General features: G+C 64.9%; 13 protein-coding genes and 6 tRNA genes. 14 read left to right on the top strand and 5 right to left on the bottom strand.

Annotation, left to right across the window (positions count from 1 at the left end; all coding sequences use genetic code 11):
* The coding region (cysK, locus tag DBY63_RS13190) for a cysteine synthase A (RefSeq protein ID WP_112298120.1) at positions 1-944 on the bottom strand (944 nt) is incomplete at its 3' end.
* A 110-nt stretch (positions 945-1,054) separates the two neighbouring features.
* Between cysK and DBY63_RS13185 the strand changes: the two genes are divergently transcribed.
* Both DBY63_RS13185 and DBY63_RS13180 read left to right on the top strand, forming a co-directional pair.
* Positions 1,055-1,888 (top strand): MoxR family ATPase, encoded by an 834-nt coding sequence (locus tag DBY63_RS13185; RefSeq protein ID WP_027597705.1) that lies wholly within the window; start codon positions 1,055-1,057, stop codon positions 1,886-1,888.
* A gap of 7 nt (positions 1,889-1,895) precedes the next feature.
* Positions 1,896-3,071, top strand: a complete 1,176-nt coding sequence (locus DBY63_RS13180; protein ID WP_108581994.1) for a VWA domain-containing protein — start codon at positions 1,896-1,898, stop codon at positions 3,069-3,071.
* Positions 3,072-3,110: 39 nt separating this feature from the next.
* On the opposite strand, the gene htpX is transcribed toward DBY63_RS13180, so the two are convergent.
* Together htpX and DBY63_RS13170 are read right to left on the bottom strand one after the other, a co-directional pair.
* Positions 3,111-3,989, bottom strand: coding sequence for a protease HtpX (gene htpX / locus DBY63_RS13175; RefSeq protein ID WP_007162229.1), 879 nt, complete (start codon positions 3,987-3,989; stop codon positions 3,111-3,113).
* A 193-nt stretch (positions 3,990-4,182) separates the two neighbouring features.
* Positions 4,183-5,394 (bottom strand): pyridoxal phosphate-dependent aminotransferase, encoded by a 1,212-nt coding sequence (locus DBY63_RS13170; protein WP_027601227.1) that lies wholly within the window; start codon positions 5,392-5,394, stop codon positions 4,183-4,185.
* Between the two features lie 155 nt (positions 5,395-5,549).
* Here DBY63_RS13170 and msrB point away from each other — a divergent pair, with 155 nt between their 5' ends.
* From msrB to DBY63_RS13150, 4 genes are all read left to right on the top strand, one after another.
* Positions 5,550-5,951: a peptide-methionine (R)-S-oxide reductase MsrB gene (gene msrB / locus DBY63_RS13165; RefSeq protein ID WP_007162231.1), complete on the top strand. Its 402-nt coding sequence runs from the start codon at positions 5,550-5,552 to the stop codon at positions 5,949-5,951.
* Positions 5,948-6,433, top strand: coding sequence for a glutathione peroxidase (locus DBY63_RS13160; RefSeq protein ID WP_027601225.1), 486 nt, complete (start codon positions 5,948-5,950; stop codon positions 6,431-6,433). The genes msrB and DBY63_RS13160 overlap by 4 nt, the downstream gene beginning before the upstream one ends.
* 106 nt (positions 6,434-6,539) lie before the next feature.
* A complete protein-coding gene (locus DBY63_RS13155; protein ID WP_007162233.1) occupies positions 6,540-7,427 on the top strand; it encodes an ATP-binding protein in 888 nt (295 codons plus the stop codon).
* Positions 7,424-7,912, top strand: a complete 489-nt coding sequence (locus tag DBY63_RS13150; RefSeq protein ID WP_108581995.1) for a GAF domain-containing protein — start codon at positions 7,424-7,426, stop codon at positions 7,910-7,912. The genes DBY63_RS13155 and DBY63_RS13150 overlap by 4 nt, the downstream gene beginning before the upstream one ends.
* Positions 7,913-7,936: 24 nt before the next feature.
* On the opposite strand, the gene DBY63_RS13145 is transcribed toward DBY63_RS13150, so the two are convergent.
* The gene (locus DBY63_RS13145) at positions 7,937-8,704 is read right to left on the bottom strand and encodes a hypothetical protein (RefSeq protein ID WP_223855427.1); all 768 of its coding nucleotides are present in this window, start codon (positions 8,702-8,704) and stop codon (positions 7,937-7,939) included.
* A 171-nt stretch (positions 8,705-8,875) separates the two neighbouring features.
* On the opposite strand from DBY63_RS13145, the gene DBY63_RS13140 reads away from it, so the two are divergent.
* From DBY63_RS13140 to DBY63_RS13115, 6 genes are all read left to right on the top strand, one after another.
* Positions 8,876-8,951, top strand: a tRNA-Glu gene (locus DBY63_RS13140).
* A 6-nt stretch (positions 8,952-8,957) separates the two neighbouring features.
* A tRNA-Gly gene (locus tag DBY63_RS13135) sits at positions 8,958-9,033 on the top strand.
* Between the two features lie 64 nt (positions 9,034-9,097).
* Positions 9,098-9,173: transfer RNA gene (locus DBY63_RS13130), tRNA-Glu, on the top strand.
* 4 nt (positions 9,174-9,177) lie between these two features.
* Positions 9,178-9,253: transfer RNA gene (locus DBY63_RS13125), tRNA-Gly, on the top strand.
* 64 nt (positions 9,254-9,317) lie between these two features.
* Positions 9,318-9,393: transfer RNA gene (locus DBY63_RS13120), tRNA-Glu, on the top strand.
* A 4-nt stretch (positions 9,394-9,397) separates the two neighbouring features.
* Positions 9,398-9,473, top strand: a tRNA-Gly gene (locus DBY63_RS13115).
* Positions 9,474-9,564: 91 nt separating this feature from the next.
* Here the strand turns inward: DBY63_RS13115 and DBY63_RS13110 are convergent.
* Positions 9,565-10,560, bottom strand: a complete 996-nt coding sequence (locus DBY63_RS13110; RefSeq protein ID WP_027597712.1) for a sulfate ABC transporter substrate-binding protein — start codon at positions 10,558-10,560, stop codon at positions 9,565-9,567.
* A gap of 167 nt (positions 10,561-10,727) precedes the next feature.
* On the opposite strand from DBY63_RS13110, the gene smc reads away from it, so the two are divergent.
* Together smc and zipA are read left to right on the top strand one after the other, a co-directional pair.
* Positions 10,728-14,213 (top strand): chromosome segregation protein SMC, encoded by a 3,486-nt coding sequence (gene smc / locus DBY63_RS13105; RefSeq protein ID WP_108581997.1) that lies wholly within the window; start codon positions 10,728-10,730, stop codon positions 14,211-14,213.
* 205 nt (positions 14,214-14,418) lie between these two features.
* Positions 14,419-15,318, top strand: coding sequence for a cell division protein ZipA (gene zipA / locus DBY63_RS13100; RefSeq protein ID WP_007162238.1), 900 nt, complete (start codon positions 14,419-14,421; stop codon positions 15,316-15,318).
* Positions 15,319-15,433 lie beyond the last annotated feature (115 nt).

The following is a 15,433-nucleotide window of genomic DNA, read 5'->3' as shown; positions in this document are numbered from 1 at the left end:
CCGTCGAAGAGCATCGTCGACAGATAGCGCTCACCGGAATCCGGCAGGATGACCACGATGGTCTTGCCCTGCATCTCCGGCGTCTCGGCCAGCCGGACCGCGGCCGCCATGGCGGCGCCGCAGGAGATGCCACAGAGAATGCCTTCCTCGCGCATCAGGCGCTGGGCCATCAACTTGGCCTGCTCATCGCTCACCTGCTCGACGCGATCGACCATGGCGAGGTCCAGGTTGCCGGGTACGAAGCCGGCGCCGATGCCCTGGATTTTGTGCGGGTTGGGCTTCACCTCGGCACCGGCCAGGGTCTGGCTGATGACCGGCGAGGTTTCCGGCTCCACGGCGACCGAGAGGATCGGCTTGCCCTTGGTGTTCTTGATGAAGCGGGAGATGCCGGTCAGGGTACCGCCGGTACCGACGCCGGCCACCAGCACGTCGATGGCGCCATCGGTGTCGTTCCAGATCTCGGGGCCGGTGGTTTTTTCATGGATGGCCGGGTTGGCCGGGTTGTCGAATTGCTGCGGCATGAAATAGCGATCGGGCTCGCTCTCGGCGATCTCCCGCGCCTTCTCGATCGCGCCCTTCATGCCCTTGGCCGGCTCGGTCAGCACCAGCTCCGCGCCCAGCGCCTTGAGCACCTTGCGCCGCTCCAGGCTCATGGAGGCCGGCATGGTCAGCATCAGGCGATAGCCACGGGCGGCGGCGACATAGGCCAGGCCGATGCCGGTATTGCCCGAGGTGGGCTCCACCAGACTCATGCCGGGCTTGAGCAGCCCCTTGGCTTCGGCGTCCCAGATCAGGTTGGCACCGATACGGCATTTGACCGAATAGCCCGGATTGCGTCCCTCGATCTTGGCGAGCAGGGTGACGCCCTTGGGACCGAGGCGATTGATGTAGACCAGCGGCGTGTTGCCGATGGATTGGGCGTTGTCAGCGAAGATGCGGCTCATGGCGGATCCTGTACGGCGCGGAAAACTCGCAGCCTAGGCCTTGCGTCCGATGGCGTCCAGCCCAGGTGCGGCGTGCTATCGTCAGGCGAAACAGCTGCCGAGGATCAGTGATGGCCTTTCAGGGTACCGAGCGTTATGTGGCCACGGCCGAACTCAGTCTGGCGGTCAATGCCGCCATCCAGCTGGGGCGTCCGCTGCTGGTGAAGGGCGAACCGGGCACCGGCAAGACGCTGCTGGCCGAGCAGGTGGCCGAGAGCCAGGGGGCGCGGCTGATCACCTGGCACGTCAAGTCCACCACCAAGGCGCAGCAAGGGCTCTATGAGTACGACGCTGTGAGTCGCCTGCGCGATTCCCAGCTGGGGGATCCCCGGGTGCAGGAGGTGGCGAACTACATCAAGCCGGGCAAGCTGTGGGACGCCTTCACCGCCGAGGATCCGGTGGTGCTGCTGATCGACGAGATCGACAAGGCCGACATCGAGTTTCCCAACGACCTACTGCTGGAACTCGATCGCATGGAGTTCCATGTCTACGAGACCGGCGAGACCATTCGTGCCCAGCGGCGACCCGTCATCATCATCACCTCCAACAACGAAAAGGAACTGCCGGACGCCTTTCTGCGCCGCTGCTTCTTTCACTTCATCCGCTTTCCCGAGCGCGACACCCTCGAACGTATCGTCCAGGTGCACTATCCCGATCTCCAGGGTCGCCTGGTCAAGGAGGCGCTGGATCTCTTCCTCGACCTGCGCAGCGTGCCGGGGCTGAAGAAGAAGCCGTCCACCTCGGAGCTGGTGGACTGGCTGGCGCTGTTGCTGGGCGATGAGGCGGCGCAGCGGGCGCTGCACGGCGAGGGCGGTCTGCCGCCCCTGGCAGGTGCCCTGGTAAAGAACGAACAGGATCTGCAGTTGCTCGAACGCCAGGCCTTTATGCGCCGGCGGCGGAGCTGAGCGCGGCATGTTCCTCGATTTCTTCACTCGACTCAGGGCCGCGGGCATCCCGGTGTCCCTGGGCGAACTGCTGGATCTGCACGCTGCCTTGGATGCCGGCCTGGCGGTGGCCGATCCCGAGGCCTTTTATCTGCTGGCGCGCGCCGTGCTGGTCAAGGACGAGCGCTTCTTCGACCGTTTCGACCAGGTCTATGCCGGCGAGCTGGCCAGGTCGGAGCGTGCGCCGAATGCGCAGGCGCTTCCCGCGGATTGGCTGCGGCTGGAGCTGCAGCGGCGGCTATCGGAGGAGGATCGCCAGCGGCTGCAGACCCTGGGTGGCCTCGATGAGCTGCTCGAGACCCTGCGGCAGCGTCTCGCCGAACAGCGCGAGCGGCACGCCGGCGGTAACAAATGGGTCGGCACGGGCGGTACCAGTCCCTTCGGCAGCGGTGGCTACAATCCCTTCGGTGTGCGCGTGGGCGAAGCCGGTACCCGCCAGGGGCGGGCGGCCAAGGTCTGGGAGCAGCGCGACTTCCGCAATCTGGATGACCGCGCGCCCCTGGATCGCCGCAACCTGCAACTGGCCCTGCGCCGGCTCAGGCGCTTCGCTCGCCAGGGCGCGGCGGCGGAATTCGATCTGGAGGAGACCATCGCGGCCACGGCGCGCGAGGGCGGGTTGCTGGACGTGCGCTATCGCCCAGAGCGGCACAATGCGACCAAGGTGCTCCTGCTGCTCGATGTCGGCGGCTCCATGGACCTGCATGTACAGCTGTGCAGCGAGCTGTTCAGCGCCTGCCGCCTGGAGTTCCGCCACTTGGAGTACTACTACTTCCACAACTGCGTCTACGAACGCGTCTGGCGGGACAATGCCCGGCGCCACGAAGAGGGGCTGGCGACCGGTGAGCTTCTGCGCCGCTATGGCGCGGACTACCGCCTGGTGATCGTCGGCGATGCCAGCATGGGGCCCTATGAGCTCACCCACCCGGGGGGTAGCGTCGAACACTGGAACGAAGAGCCCGGCGCGCTCTGGATCCAGCGGCTGTGCCAGCACTTTCCGCGGGCTGCCTGGCTCAATCCCTATCCACGCGATGGCTGGGATTTCAGCACCTCCATCGGCCTGTTGCGCGAGCTGATGGGGCAGCGCATGTTCCCCCTGACCGGCGAAGGCCTGGGCGAAGCCATCCGCAGCTTGACCCGCCCATGAAAAAACCCGGCCTTGGCCGGGTTTTTTCATCGCTCGAACTCAGCGCTGGCCGTAGCGGCGCAGGGCTTCGATGCGGTCTTCCAGCGGCGGGTGGCTCATCAGCAGACCGGCCAGGCCGTTCTTCAGCGAGCCGTTGATGCCGAAGGCGTTCAGGGTGTCGGGCATCTGCACCGGGATACCCTGTTCGGCACGCAGGCGCTGCAGGGCGCCGATCATGGCATTGGGGCCGGCCAGGCGCGCACCGGCTTCGTCGGCGCGGAATTCGCGTTTGCGCGAGAACCACATGACGATGATGCTGGCCAGGATGCCCAGGACCAGTTCGGCGACGATGGTGGTCACGAAGTAGGCGATACCATGGCCTTCCTCGTTCTTGAAGATGGCCTTGTCGACGAAGTTGCCGAAGATCCGCGCGAAGAACATTACGAAGGTGTTCACCACGCCCTGGATCAGCGCCAGGGTCACCATGTCGCCGTTGGCGACGTGGCCGATCTCGTGGGCCAGCACCGCACGCACCTCTTCGGGCGAGAAACGCTCGAGCAGGCCCTGGCTGACCGCGACGAGGGCGTCGTTGCGGTTCCAGCCTGTGGCGAAGGCGTTGGCCTCGTAGGCCGGGAAGATGCCGACCTCGGGGGTCTTGATGCCGGCTTCGCGGGCCAGCTCTTCGACGGTCTGCAGCAGCCACTGCTCATGGCGGGTACGCGGCTGGCTGATGACCTCGGTACGGGTGCTCATCTTCGCCATCCACTTGGAGATGAACAGCGAGACCAGCGATCCGGCGAAACCGAACACGGCACAGAACACCAGCAGACTGCCATAGTTCTGACCGGTGTAGCGATCCACGCCAAGCACCTTCAAGGTGATGCTGGCAACGATCAGCACCGCCAGGTTGGTAGCCAGAAACAACAGAATGCGCATCATGGTGGGGTACAGCTCCTCACAGGTTTATCTGCCGGCTATATAAGGTTCCGTCCCGGTCCGTTCAACGTTTCCACTATTGCAAACTGTGTCGTCTGCCGGCCGATTGGGCTGGCGGCGGCCAGCGCACGAGTGCCAGCGCCGGTTGACGCCGCCGGGGGCGCCAACCGGTGAAAGACCCGGAAATGCTTTGCCGCTACTGGGCGTAGCCGCCGAGGAAGTTGCCGATGCGGCCGATCGCCTGCTCAAGGTCATCGACGCGGGGCAGGGTGACGACACGGAAGTGGTCGGGCCAGGGCCAGTTGAAGGCGGTGCCCTGGACCACCAGCAGCTTTTCCGACAGCAGCAGGTCGAGGACGAATTTCTCGTCGTTGTGGATGGGGCAGACCTTGGGATCGATCCGCGGGAAGGCATAGAGCGCGCCCATCGGCTTCACGCAGCTGACCCCGGGGATGTCGTTGAGCAACTCCCAGGTGCGATTGCGCTGTTCCAGCAGGCGCCCGGGCGGCAGGACCAGGTCGTTGATGCTCTGGTAGCCGCCCAGCGCGGTCTGGATCGCGTGCTGCGCCGGCACGTTGGCGCACAGGCGCATGTTGGCGAGGATGTCGAGGCCTTCGATATAGCTGTGGGCGCGGTGCTTGGGCCCCGAGACGATCAGCCAGCCCGACCGGAAGCCGGCGACGCGATAGGACTTGGACAGGCCGTTGAAGGTCAGGCACAGCACGTCCGGCGCCAGGGAAGCGGTGGAGATGTGCTGGGCCTCGTCGTAGAGGATCTTGTCGTAGATCTCGTCGGAGAACAGCACCAGGTTGTGCCGCCGCGCCAGCTCGACGATGCCTTCCAGCACCGCCTTGGAGTAGACCGCACCGGTGGGGTTGTTCGGATTGATCAGCACCAGCGCCTTGGTGTTGCTGGTGATCTTGGCTTCCATGTCGGCCAGATCGGGGAACCAGCCGGCCTGTTCGTCGCACAGGTAGTGCACCGGCTTGCCGCCGGCCAGGCTGACCGCGGCGGTCCACAGCGGATAGTCCGGCGCCGGGATCAGCACCTCGTCGTTGTTGTTGAGCAGCGCCTGCATGGCCATGACGATCAGCTCGGAGACGCCATTGCCCAGGTAGATGTCTTCGATGCCGACACCCTCGATGCGCTTCTGCTGGCAATACTGCATCACCGCCTTGCGCGCGCTGAACAGGCCCTTGGAGTCGCTGTAGCCCTGGGCGGTCGGCAGATTGCGGATGACGTCCTGCAGGATCTCCTCGGGCGCCTCGAAGCCGAAGGGCGCCGGATTGCCGATGTTGAGCTTCAGGATGCGGTGGCCTTCTTCTTCGAGGCGCTTGGCATGCTTGAGGACCGGGCCGCGGATGTCGTAGCAGACATTGGCGAGCTTGTTCGACTTGGAGACCTGCATGGGGAAATGAATCCTGGAAAAGGGCGAGAAAGACTCGGCGGGGACGGACGCCGACCGGCGCTTGGCAGCATCCGGGGGCGGATGCCAGACTGAGCGGGAATCATACGGCCGCATCGCCTGTTACAAAAGATGCGCCGGCATCCAGAGAGGTCATCATGGAAAAAGTACAGCGTAGCCCGGAAGACTGGCGTGAGCGCCTGACCGACGATCAGTTTCGCGTCTGTCGCCTGGCCGCCACCGAAAGACCCTATACCGGTGCCTACTGCAACACCAAGACGCCCGGCGTCTATCACTGCGCCTGCTGCGAGCTGGCGCTGTTCGACTCCAGCACCAAGTTCGATTCCGGCTGCGGCTGGCCCAGCTATTACGCACCCATCGATGGCGAGGCGGTGCGGGAAAAGGAAGACTTCAGCCACGGCATGCACCGCGTCGAGGTGCTCTGCGCCCGCTGCGACGCCCATCTGGGCCACGTCTTCCCCGACGGTCCGCCGCCGACCGGCCTGCGCTACTGCATCAACTCGGTGGCGCTGCAGCTGCAACCCAGGGCCTCCGCGTGATCAGGGACCTCCTCAGCCTGCCGTTCGAGACCGCCGATGGCCAACGGGCCTGCCTGGCCGACTGGCCGGCGCGGGCCTATCTGGTGGTCAACACCGCCAGCCGTTGTGGCTTCACTCGCCAGTACGACGGCCTCGAGGCGCTGCAGCAGCGCTATCTGGCCGAAGGACTGCGAGTGATCGTCTTTCCCTGCAATCAGTTCGGCGGCCAGGAGCCGGGCAGCAATGCCGAGATCCAGACCTTCTGCCTGACCCGCTTCAACGTCAGCTTTCCGGTGATGGCCAAGCTCGACGTCAATGGTGACGGTGCCCATCCGCTGTTCGTCGCGCTGAAAAAGAGAGCGCCAGGGCTGTTGGGTGGCGCGATCCGCTGGAACTTCACCAAGTTTCTCGTCACGCCGGCGCAGGGGCGTGTGCAGCGCTTCGCGCCCATCACCCGTCCGTCTCAGCTGGAAAAGCATGTCCGCCAGGCGCTGGCCTCCTAGGGGGCCCTCCAGCCGGGCTTTGTCTGGATGGTAAAAGTCATACGATAATGCCTGGCCTGAAGGGCGGCTGACCCGCTTTCTCTTTTCGTCGTCAAGGATCATCCCCGTGAATGCCTCCCTAGAAGACTTTCTGCTCCACGCCCGGCAGGTGCTGGAGCGCCTCGAACCCCTGTTGCCCCATCGTCGCGAACCGCTGGACTGGCAGCACTGCTATGCGGCGCGCTGGCGTCGGGAAGGCCATGGCGGCTATCTGCAGCCGCTCGAGGTCAATCTGGAACTGCGCCTGGCCGATCTGCTGGGTATCGATCGCCAGCGCGATCAACTCGCCCGCAACACCCGCCAGTTCGTGGCCGGACTGCCGGCCAACCACACGCTGCTGTGGGGTGCGCGGGGCACTGGCAAGTCATCGCTGATCCGGGCGCTGCTGGCGGAATATGCCGGCGAGGGTCTGCGGCTGATCGAAATCGAACGCGACGATCTCGCCGATCTGCCGCGCGCCGTTGAGCAACTCGCCGGTCAACCGCAGCGCTTCGTGGTGTTCTGCGATGACCTCTCCTTCGATTCCGGCAGCGACGACTACCGGGTGCTCAAGAGCGTGCTGGACGGTTCCCTGGAGCAGGCGCCGGACAACGTGGTGCTCTATGCCACCTCCAACCGCCGCCACCTGGTGGCCGAGCGGCAGAGCGACAATGCCAACTGGGAGCACGTCGACGGCGAACTGCACCCCAGCGAAGCGGCCGAAGACAAGATCGCCCTGTCGGATCGTTTCGGCCTCTGGTTGTCCTTCTATCCCTTTACCCAGGATCACTACCTGGCCGTGGTGCGGCACTGGTGCGCGGCCCTGGCCGGCAAGTCCGGTCTGCAGCTGGAGTGGTCGGAAGAAGCGGATCGCGAGGCCATCCGCTGGGCGTCCGGTCGCGGCAACCGCAACGGCCGCTGCGCCTATCAATTCGCCCGGCAGTGGGTCGGGCTCAAACTCTTGGAGAAAGCATGACCGTAGAACTGACGGGCGTAGGGGCCGGACTCGAGGGCTATGCCATGCTGGCCGCCCAGGTCGAAGCCCTGCTGGCCGGCGAGCGCAATCTGGTGGCCAATGCCGCCCAGCTGTCGGCCTTCATCTATCAGGAAGTACCGGACCTGAACTGGGCTGGCTTCTATTTCGTCGAGGGCGAGGACCAGCTGCTGCTCGGCCCCTTCCAAGGCAAGGTGGCCTGCATGCGCATTCCCTTCAACAAGGGCGTGTGCGGCGCGGCAGCCCGCGAGCGGCGCACCCAGCGCGTCGATGACGTCCATGCCTTTCCCGGGCATATCGCCTGTGACGCCGCGTCGCGCAGCGAACTGGTGGTGCCGCTGGTCCAGGGCGGTCGCCTGATCGGCGTGCTGGATCTGGACAGTCCGCATCCGGCGCGCTTCAGCGCCGCGGATCAGGCCGGTATCGAAGCCCTGGTAGAGGCCTTTCTGGCCGCGACCGATTGCTGATCGACGGGGAGGGCAGGGAAGCCCTCACTCGTAGTCGTTCTTCTTGCGCCAGCTGTCGTCCTTGAGCGTATCCACGCTGTCCGACAGCTCGTTGGCGCTGCTGCTGGCCTGCTCGGCCAGTTCGCTCTGCTGGCGTTTCACCTGGGCGATCTGCTCTTCCAGATGGGCCAGCAACTCGGTATAGCGCTCGGGCTGCTGCTGCTTGCGAATCTGCATGATCGCCCGCTCGTAGGACTGACGCGCCTGGATGTAGTGCTCGCTCTTGATCTGCTGTTCGGCCTGGTAGCGGAAGAACTCCACATAGGTCGCCGTGAGCAGATAGCGCATCTCGCCGACCCAGCGCTGCGCCTCCTGGCCGTCGAGAATGCCGATCTGGTTGGCATGGGCGACGAGTGCATGGAGCATCTCCATGTAGCCGCGGACTTCCTTGACCCGCGCCTCGGTATGCACCGGCCGGGCCGCGTTGGCGACTTCGATGTCATCGCCCTTGGCCAGGGCTTCTTCCAGTTCGGTCTTGCGCGCGGTGAGACTGGCGGAAGGGGCCTGCAGGGCGGCGAGGCGCGCGATCAGCCCCAGTTCGATGCGATGGAACAGCTGCTTGAGCGCCGGGGTCATCAGCTGCCCGGGCAGGCTGCCGCCCAGTTGGGCACAGCGCTTGATGCGGTCGGTGAGGTCGGCGACCAGGCGCTGCTTTTCCAGGCGTCCCGCTTCGAGCTTCTGGTTGACGAAGGCGATCATGATCAACAGGAGGATGCCAAGCCCCACTACCGCTGCAATCATCGTTGAGGACATGACCTTCTCCATGGTGCTTGCCCGCCGTTTGTCGTACGAGCGAAGTCGTTGATTTGAAAAGTATTTAATCAGCTATTGACGCCCAGGGTAAGGCTCCCTAGAATGCGCGCACTCCCAACGGCGGCAAGCGTCAGCCGAGTGGTAGGCCGGAGTCCTCAGGGATTCTACCTGGTCCCCTTCGTCTAGTGGCCTAGGACACCGCCCTTTCACGGCGGTAACAGGGGTTCGAGTCCCCTAGGGGACGCCAAAAATTGCGGGAATAGCTCAGTTGGTAGAGCACGACCTTGCCAAGGTCGGGGTCGCGAGTTCGAGTCTCGTTTCCCGCTCCACATACAGTCCGGTTGCCTCAGGGCAGGCGGATGCAAGGTGAAAGGCCTTGCGGAAAGAGGTTTCGTCCCCTTCGTCTAGTGGCCTAGGACACCGCCCTTTCACGGCGGTAACAGGGGTTCGAGTCCCCTAGGGGACGCCATATTGCGGGAATAGCTCAGTTGGTAGAGCACGACCTTGCCAAGGTCGGGGTCGCGAGTTCGAGTCTCGTTTCCCGCTCCAAACACAATCTCACGGTTTCATGACAGTGGGATGCAAGGTGAAAGACCTTGCGGAAAGAGGTTTCGTCCCCTTCGTCTAGTGGCCTAGGACACCGCCCTTTCACGGCGGTAACAGGGGTTCGAGTCCCCTAGGGGACGCCACATTGCGGGAATAGCTCAGTTGGTAGAGCACGACCTTGCCAAGGTCGGGGTCGCGAGTTCGAGTCTCGTTTCCCGCTCCAAATAAACAAAGACACCGCCTCCGGGCGGTGTTTTTGTGTGCGCGTCATTCATGCCCGCCGGACGCCCGGCACCTGGCCGGGCGCGAGCCTGTCACTGGGGCGTATAGATCTGGTCGAAGACCCCGCCATCGGCGAAGTGGGTCTTCTGGATGCCGCTCCAGGGGCCGAATTCCTTCTGCGCATCGATCAGTTCCAGCTTGGGAAAGCGATCGGCGTACTGTGCCAGGATCTGGGCGTTGCGCGGGCGCAGGAAGTTGTCCGCGGCGATCTTCTGGCCCTGGTCGGACCAGAGATACTTGAGGTATTCCTCGGCCTCGGCGCGGGTGCCCTTCTTGTCGACGACGCTGTCGACCACGCTCACCGGCGGCTCGGCCTGCACCGAGATGCTCGGATAGACCACCTCGAAGCCGCCGCGACCGAATTCCCGGGCGATCATCTCGGCTTCGTTCTCGAAGGTCACCAGGACATCGCCCTGCTGGTTCTTCATGAAGGTGGTGGTGGCGGCGCGACCGCCGGTGTCCAGGATGGGCACGTGCTTGAACAGGTCGGCGACGAAGGTGCGGGCCTTCTGCTCGTCCCCGCCCGGTTGACGCAGCGCATAGGTCCAGGCGGAGAGGTAAGTGTAGCGACCGTTCCCGGAGGTCTTGGGATTGGGCACGATCACCTGGACGCCGTCCTTGAGCAGATCGGACCAGTCATGGATGCCCTTGGGGTTGCCCTGGCGGACGATGAGCACCGTGGCCGAGGTGAAGGGCGCGCTGCGATCGGGCAGGCGGGTTTCCCAGTCCTTGGGCACCAGGCCGCGATCGGCCAGGGCCTGGATGTCGGTGGCCTGGTTCATGGTGATGACATCGGCCTGCAGGCCGTCGATGACCGCACGCGCCTGCTTGCTGGAGCCGCCATGGGACATCTGGATCACTGGGGTGTCGCCGTGCTCGGCTTTCCAGTGCGCCTGGAAGGCCGGGTTGTAGTCCTTGTAGAAGTCGCGCATGACGTCGTAGGAGACGTTGAGCAGCGGCGGCGCGGCCAGGACCTTGGCGCTGGCCGCCAGGGCGGCGGCGAGCAGGGTGAAGCGAAGGATCTTCATGGTGGCATCCTGCGAGTGGGGGTGCAGGACTATAGCCTGTCGCCCCGGTGGCGTGCAGAACGCCCGGAAATAAGCTCATGCGCGGCAACGGCAGGCGGGCCGCCAATGGTAGACTTTCGCCCTTTCGCCTGCGGTTGGGCACGGCGCGGTGAACAAGGGCTCCTGATATGCGGTTGAGGTCGATCAAGCTGGCGGGATTCAAATCCTTCGTCGATCCGACGACGGTGAATTTCCCGAGCAACATGGCAGCGGTGGTCGGCCCCAACGGTTGCGGCAAGTCGAACATCATCGACGCCGTGCGCTGGGTGATGGGCGAGAGCTCGGCCAAGAATCTGCGCGGCGAGTCGATGACCGACGTCATCTTCAACGGCTCCAACAGCCGCAAGCCGGTGTCCCAGGCCTCCATCGAACTGATCTTCGACAACTCCGACCACACCCTGGTGGGCGAATACGCCAGCTATGCGGAAATCTCCATCCGCCGGCGGGTGACCCGCGAAGGTCAGAACACCTATTTCCTCAACGGCACCAAGTGCCGCCGGCGCGACATCACCGACATCTTCCTCGGCACCGGCCTGGGGCCGCGCAGCTATTCGATCATCGAGCAGGGAATGATCTCCAAGCTGATCGAGGCGCGCCCGGAGGACCTGCGGCACTACATCGAGGAAGCCGCCGGCATCTCCAAGTACAAGGAGCGGCGGCGCGAGACCGAGAATCGCATTCGCCGCACCCAGGAGAATCTCGCCCGCCTGACCGACCTGCGCGAAGAGCTGGAGCGCCAGCTGGAACGGCTGCACCGCCAGGCGCAATCGGCCGAACGCTTCCAGGCGTTCAAGCAGGAGGAGCGGCAGCTCAAGGCGCAATTGCAGGCGGTGCGCTGGCGCGAGCTGGATGGCCGTGTCGAGCAGCGCGAAAAGGTGATCCGCGACCAGGAAACGGCTCTCGAAGCCCTGACCGCGGAGCAGCGCCAGGCGGACGCCGGCATCGAGCGGCTGCGCGACGGTCATCATGAGCTGAGCGAAGCCTTCAACCTGGTGCAGGGGCGCTTCTACTCCCTGGGGGGTGACATCGCCCGCCTGGAGCAGACCATCCAGCATGGTCAGCAGCGTCAGCGCCAGTTGCAGGACGATCTGCGCGAAGCCGAACAGGCCCGCAGCGAAGCCGAGTCCCACCTGGAGCACGACCGGGTGCTGCTCGCCACCTTCGAAGAAGAGCTGGCGATGCTCGAACCGGAAGAAGAGGCGGCTCGGGAGCTGGGCGAGGAGGGCAGCGCCGCGCTGGAAGAGGCGGAACTGGCGCTGGCGGACTGGCAGCAACGCTGGGAAGCGCTCAGCGCCGCCAGCGTCGAGCCGCAACGGGAGGCCGATGTGCAGCAGGCGCGCATTCGCTCCCTGGAGCAGAGCCTGGAGCGCGGCATGGAGCGGCAGCGCCGGCTGCGCGACGAGCGCACCCTGCTGGGCGAGGATGGTCCCTCCGAGCGGCTGGTCATGCTGGAAGAGCAGATCGCCGAAGACGAATTGCTGCTGGAAGGCCTGGCCGAGCAGGAATTGCAGGTCGCCGAGGGCTTGCAGCGACTGCGGGAAGAATTGCTGGGACTGGCCAATGAGCAGAGTCAGCGTCAGGGCGAATTGCAGCGGCTGGAAGGCCGCATCGCCTCGCTGGAGGCCTTGCAGCAGGCGGCGCTGGCCCCCGATACCGGCGCGGCTCAGTGGCTCGAAGCCGAGGGGCTCGCCGCGGCGCCGCAGCTGGCGGACGAGGTCCAGGTCACTCCCGGCTGGGAGCTGGCGGTGGAAACCGTCCTCGACAGCGACCTGCAGGCGGTTTGTCTGGATGATCTGGAGGCCCTGCGTCTCGACAGCTTCGCCAGTGGCGCCCTGAATCTGGCACTGCCCGGCGCGGTGCCGGTCGCCGCGGGCAGCCTGCTCGAGCAGGTGCAGGCCCCGCGCGACCTGTCACCCTGGCTGGGTCAGGTGCTGATCGCCCACAGCTACGACGAAGCCCTGGCGCGCCGGGCGGCCCTCGCACCGGGTCAGAGTCTCATCACCCCGGAAGGCTACTGGCTTTCCCGGCACTTCTTGCGCGTGCGCCGCGCCCAGGCGGCCGAGGGCAGTGTGCTGGCGCGTGGGCGTGAACTGGAGGAATTGCAGGCACGCCGCCTGGAACTCGGCGAGGCGCTCGCCATGCAGGAAGAGCGACTGGAGGACCGTCGCGCTGTCCAGCAGCGGTTGGAAAGCGAACGCGAAGAGGCGCGGCGGCGCCAGCAGCAGGAGCAGCTGCGCCTTGCCGAATCCCGCGCCCAGCTGTCCGCGCAGCAGGCGCGGGCCGAGCAGTTGAGCATTCGTCGCCGGCAACTGGAGGCGGAGCTCAGGGATGTCGAGCAGCAGGTGGCGCGTGAGCAGGAAGAGTTGGGCGAATGCCGGTTGCGGCTGCAGGACGCTCTCGATGCCATGGCGGTGGATACCGAGCAGCGCGCGCAGCTGCAGGAGCAGCGCGACCGGCATCGCCAGGCGGTGGATTCGGCGCGGCAGCGTCAGCGCCAGGCCCAGGAACAACTCCATCAGCTGACGGTGCGGCTGACCACCCTGAGAGCCCAGCGCCAGTCGACCCTCCAGGCCCTGGAACGACTGGAATTGCAGACCGCGCGCCTCGGCGAGCGCTGCGAGCAGCTCTCGCTCAACCTGGAAGAGGGCGGCGAGCCCCTCGACGAGGTGCGGCTGCGTCTGGAGGAGTTGCTGGAGCGGCGCCTGCAGGTGGACGAGGAGATGCGCACGGCGCGCCTGGCCCTGGAAGACGCCGATCGGGAATTGCGCGATTTCGAGCGGCGGCGTCTGCAGGCGGAGCAGCAGGGGACCCTGCTGCGCGGTCAGCTGGAGCAGCATCGCCTGGAATGGCAGGGGCTGGCGACGCGGCGCAGCGGCTTCGCCGAGCAGCTGGCGGCCGATGGCTACGACCTGCCGACGGTGATCGCGACCCTGCCCGCCGAGGCCAGCGAAGTCGCCTGGGAAGAGCAGCTGGAAGCGGTCGCGGCGCGGATCGCGCGACTAGGACCGATCAACCTGGCGGCCATCGACGAATATCAGCAGCAGGCCGAGCGCAAGACCTATCTGGATGCCCAGAACGCCGATCTGGTGGAGGCGCTGGAGACGCTGGAAAGCGTCATCCGCAAGATCGATCGGGAAACCCGCAATCGCTTCAAGGACACCTTCGACCAGATCAATCACGGCCTGCAGGCGCTGTTCCCAAAAGTTTTCGGTGGCGGCAGCGCCTACCTGGAACTTACTGGAGAAGATTTACTCGATACCGGGGTTGCGATCATGGCGCGCCCGCCGGGTAAGAAGAACAGCACCATCCATTTGCTGTCGGGCGGCGAAAAGGCCCTGACGGCACTGGCGCTGGTATTTGCCATCTTCCAGTTGAATCCGGCGCCGTTCTGCATGCTCGATGAAGTGGATGCTCCTCTCGATGATGCCAACGTCGGCCGTTATGCCCGCCTGGTCAAGAGCATGTCGGAGAAGGTGCAATTCATTTACATCACGCACAACAAGATCGCCATGGAGATGGCCGATCAGTTGCTGGGTGTGACCATGCACGAACCGGGCTGTTCGCGGCTGGTGGCGGTGGATGTGGAAGAGGCCGTGGCCATGGTCGATGCCTAGTACCCCACAGCCTCGTGGCTTGGCGGTGTAAAGTTGGCAGCAGTCGTGCTAGCTTATGGCCGCGCTAGCGGTAAGTGGAAAAAGCTAAGAAGAACACTGACTTGGCGTAGGTTTCGGAGGTTTTGGAAAGACCTCGCAAGCGTCGACTTTCCAAAGTTTCCCGACGGCTGTCGGTCCATTATTTTCACAGGGGTATGTCTTTTTCATGGATATGGGTCTGCGCGAGTGGCTGATCATCATCGGCGTCATCGTCATCGCCGGTATTCTGTTCGATGGTTGGCGTCGCATGAGCGGCAAGGGCAAGCTCAAGTTCAAGCTTGACCAGTCGCTGAGCAATCATCCGGATCACGAGGACGAGGATCCGGAAATCGTCGGTCCGACGCGGGTGGTAGAGCCCAAGGAGCCGTCGCTGGACGATCCGGGCGAGCCGACACCGCCACGCTCCACCCAGCGCAAGCGTCGCGAAGAACGGCGTGAAGAACCCAGTGCCGACAGCTTCGATCTGTCCGCGGGTGATGAAGGTCTGGCCGGCCTGGCCGTCGATTCCGACGAGGTGGCAACTCGGGGTCGCGACAAGCCGCGCAAGGAAAAGCCGCTGAGCAGCAAGGCGCCCGAGCGCGAGCCGGTCAGCGAGCCCGTCGGCAGCGGCAGCAGTCAGGCTGCCATGGCGCCGGTGGACGAGGTGCTGGTGATCAATGTCATCTCCCGCGACGAAAAGGGCTTCTCTGGTCCGGCACTGCTGCAGAACATCCTCGAAAGCGGGCTGCGATTCGGTGACATGGACATCTTCCATCGCCACGAGAGCATGTCGGGCAATGGCGAGGTGCTGTTCTCCATGGCCAACGCCGTGCGTCCGGGCACCTTCGACCTGGATGCCATCGACGACTTCCACACCCCGGCGGTGAGCTTCTTCCTGGGTCTGCCCGGTCCGCGTCATCCCAAGCAGGCCTTCGACCTGATGGTCGCCGCGGCGCGCAAGCTGTCCTCGGAGCTCAATGGCGAGCTGAAGGACGAGCAGCGCAGCGTGATGACCGCCCAGACCATCGAACACTACCGCCAGCGCATCGTCGACTTCGAACGCAAGAGTCTGATGCTCAAGCGTTGATCGCGCCGGAGCGAACCAAGAGCAGCCTCGGCTGCTCTTTTTGTTTGTAAGTTTTGCCGCGGCGCCGCTGGTGCCGTCAGGGCCACCCCCTGGGGTGGCGACAGTGAGAGACCGC

The organism is Pseudomonas sp. RIT411, assembly GCF_003057735.2.
In the GTDB taxonomy this organism is placed as follows: domain Bacteria; phylum Pseudomonadota; class Gammaproteobacteria; order Pseudomonadales; family Pseudomonadaceae; genus Chryseomonas; species Chryseomonas oryzihabitans.
Note: the sequence above shows the minus strand (reverse complement) of the source record. Positions and strands in the feature narration are given on the sequence as shown.

What these genes read in the sequence shown, in the direction of transcription:
- DBY63_RS13170 (WP_027601227.1), bottom strand. Translation starts at nt 5,394, where the DNA reads ATGCAGGTCTCCAAGTCGAACAAGCTCGCCAATGTCTGCTACGACATC.
- DBY63_RS13145 (WP_223855427.1), bottom strand. Translation starts at nt 8,704, where the DNA reads ATGTCCTCAACGATGATTGCAGCGGTAGTGGGGCTTGGCATCCTCCTG.
- DBY63_RS13150 (WP_108581995.1), top strand. Translation starts at nt 7,424, where the DNA reads ATGACCGTAGAACTGACGGGCGTAGGGGCCGGACTCGAGGGCTATGCC.
- msrB (WP_007162231.1), top strand. Translation starts at nt 5,550, where the DNA reads ATGGAAAAAGTACAGCGTAGCCCGGAAGACTGGCGTGAGCGCCTGACC.
- DBY63_RS13185 (WP_027597705.1), top strand. Translation starts at nt 1,055, where the DNA reads ATGGCCTTTCAGGGTACCGAGCGTTATGTGGCCACGGCCGAACTCAGT.
- htpX (WP_007162229.1), bottom strand. Translation starts at nt 3,989, where the DNA reads ATGATGCGCATTCTGTTGTTTCTGGCTACCAACCTGGCGGTGCTGATC.
- DBY63_RS13180 (WP_108581994.1), top strand. Translation starts at nt 1,896, where the DNA reads ATGTTCCTCGATTTCTTCACTCGACTCAGGGCCGCGGGCATCCCGGTG.
- zipA (WP_007162238.1), top strand. Translation starts at nt 14,419, where the DNA reads ATGGATATGGGTCTGCGCGAGTGGCTGATCATCATCGGCGTCATCGTC.
- DBY63_RS13110 (WP_027597712.1), bottom strand. Translation starts at nt 10,560, where the DNA reads ATGAAGATCCTTCGCTTCACCCTGCTCGCCGCCGCCCTGGCGGCCAGC.
- smc (WP_108581997.1), top strand. Translation starts at nt 10,728, where the DNA reads ATGCGGTTGAGGTCGATCAAGCTGGCGGGATTCAAATCCTTCGTCGAT.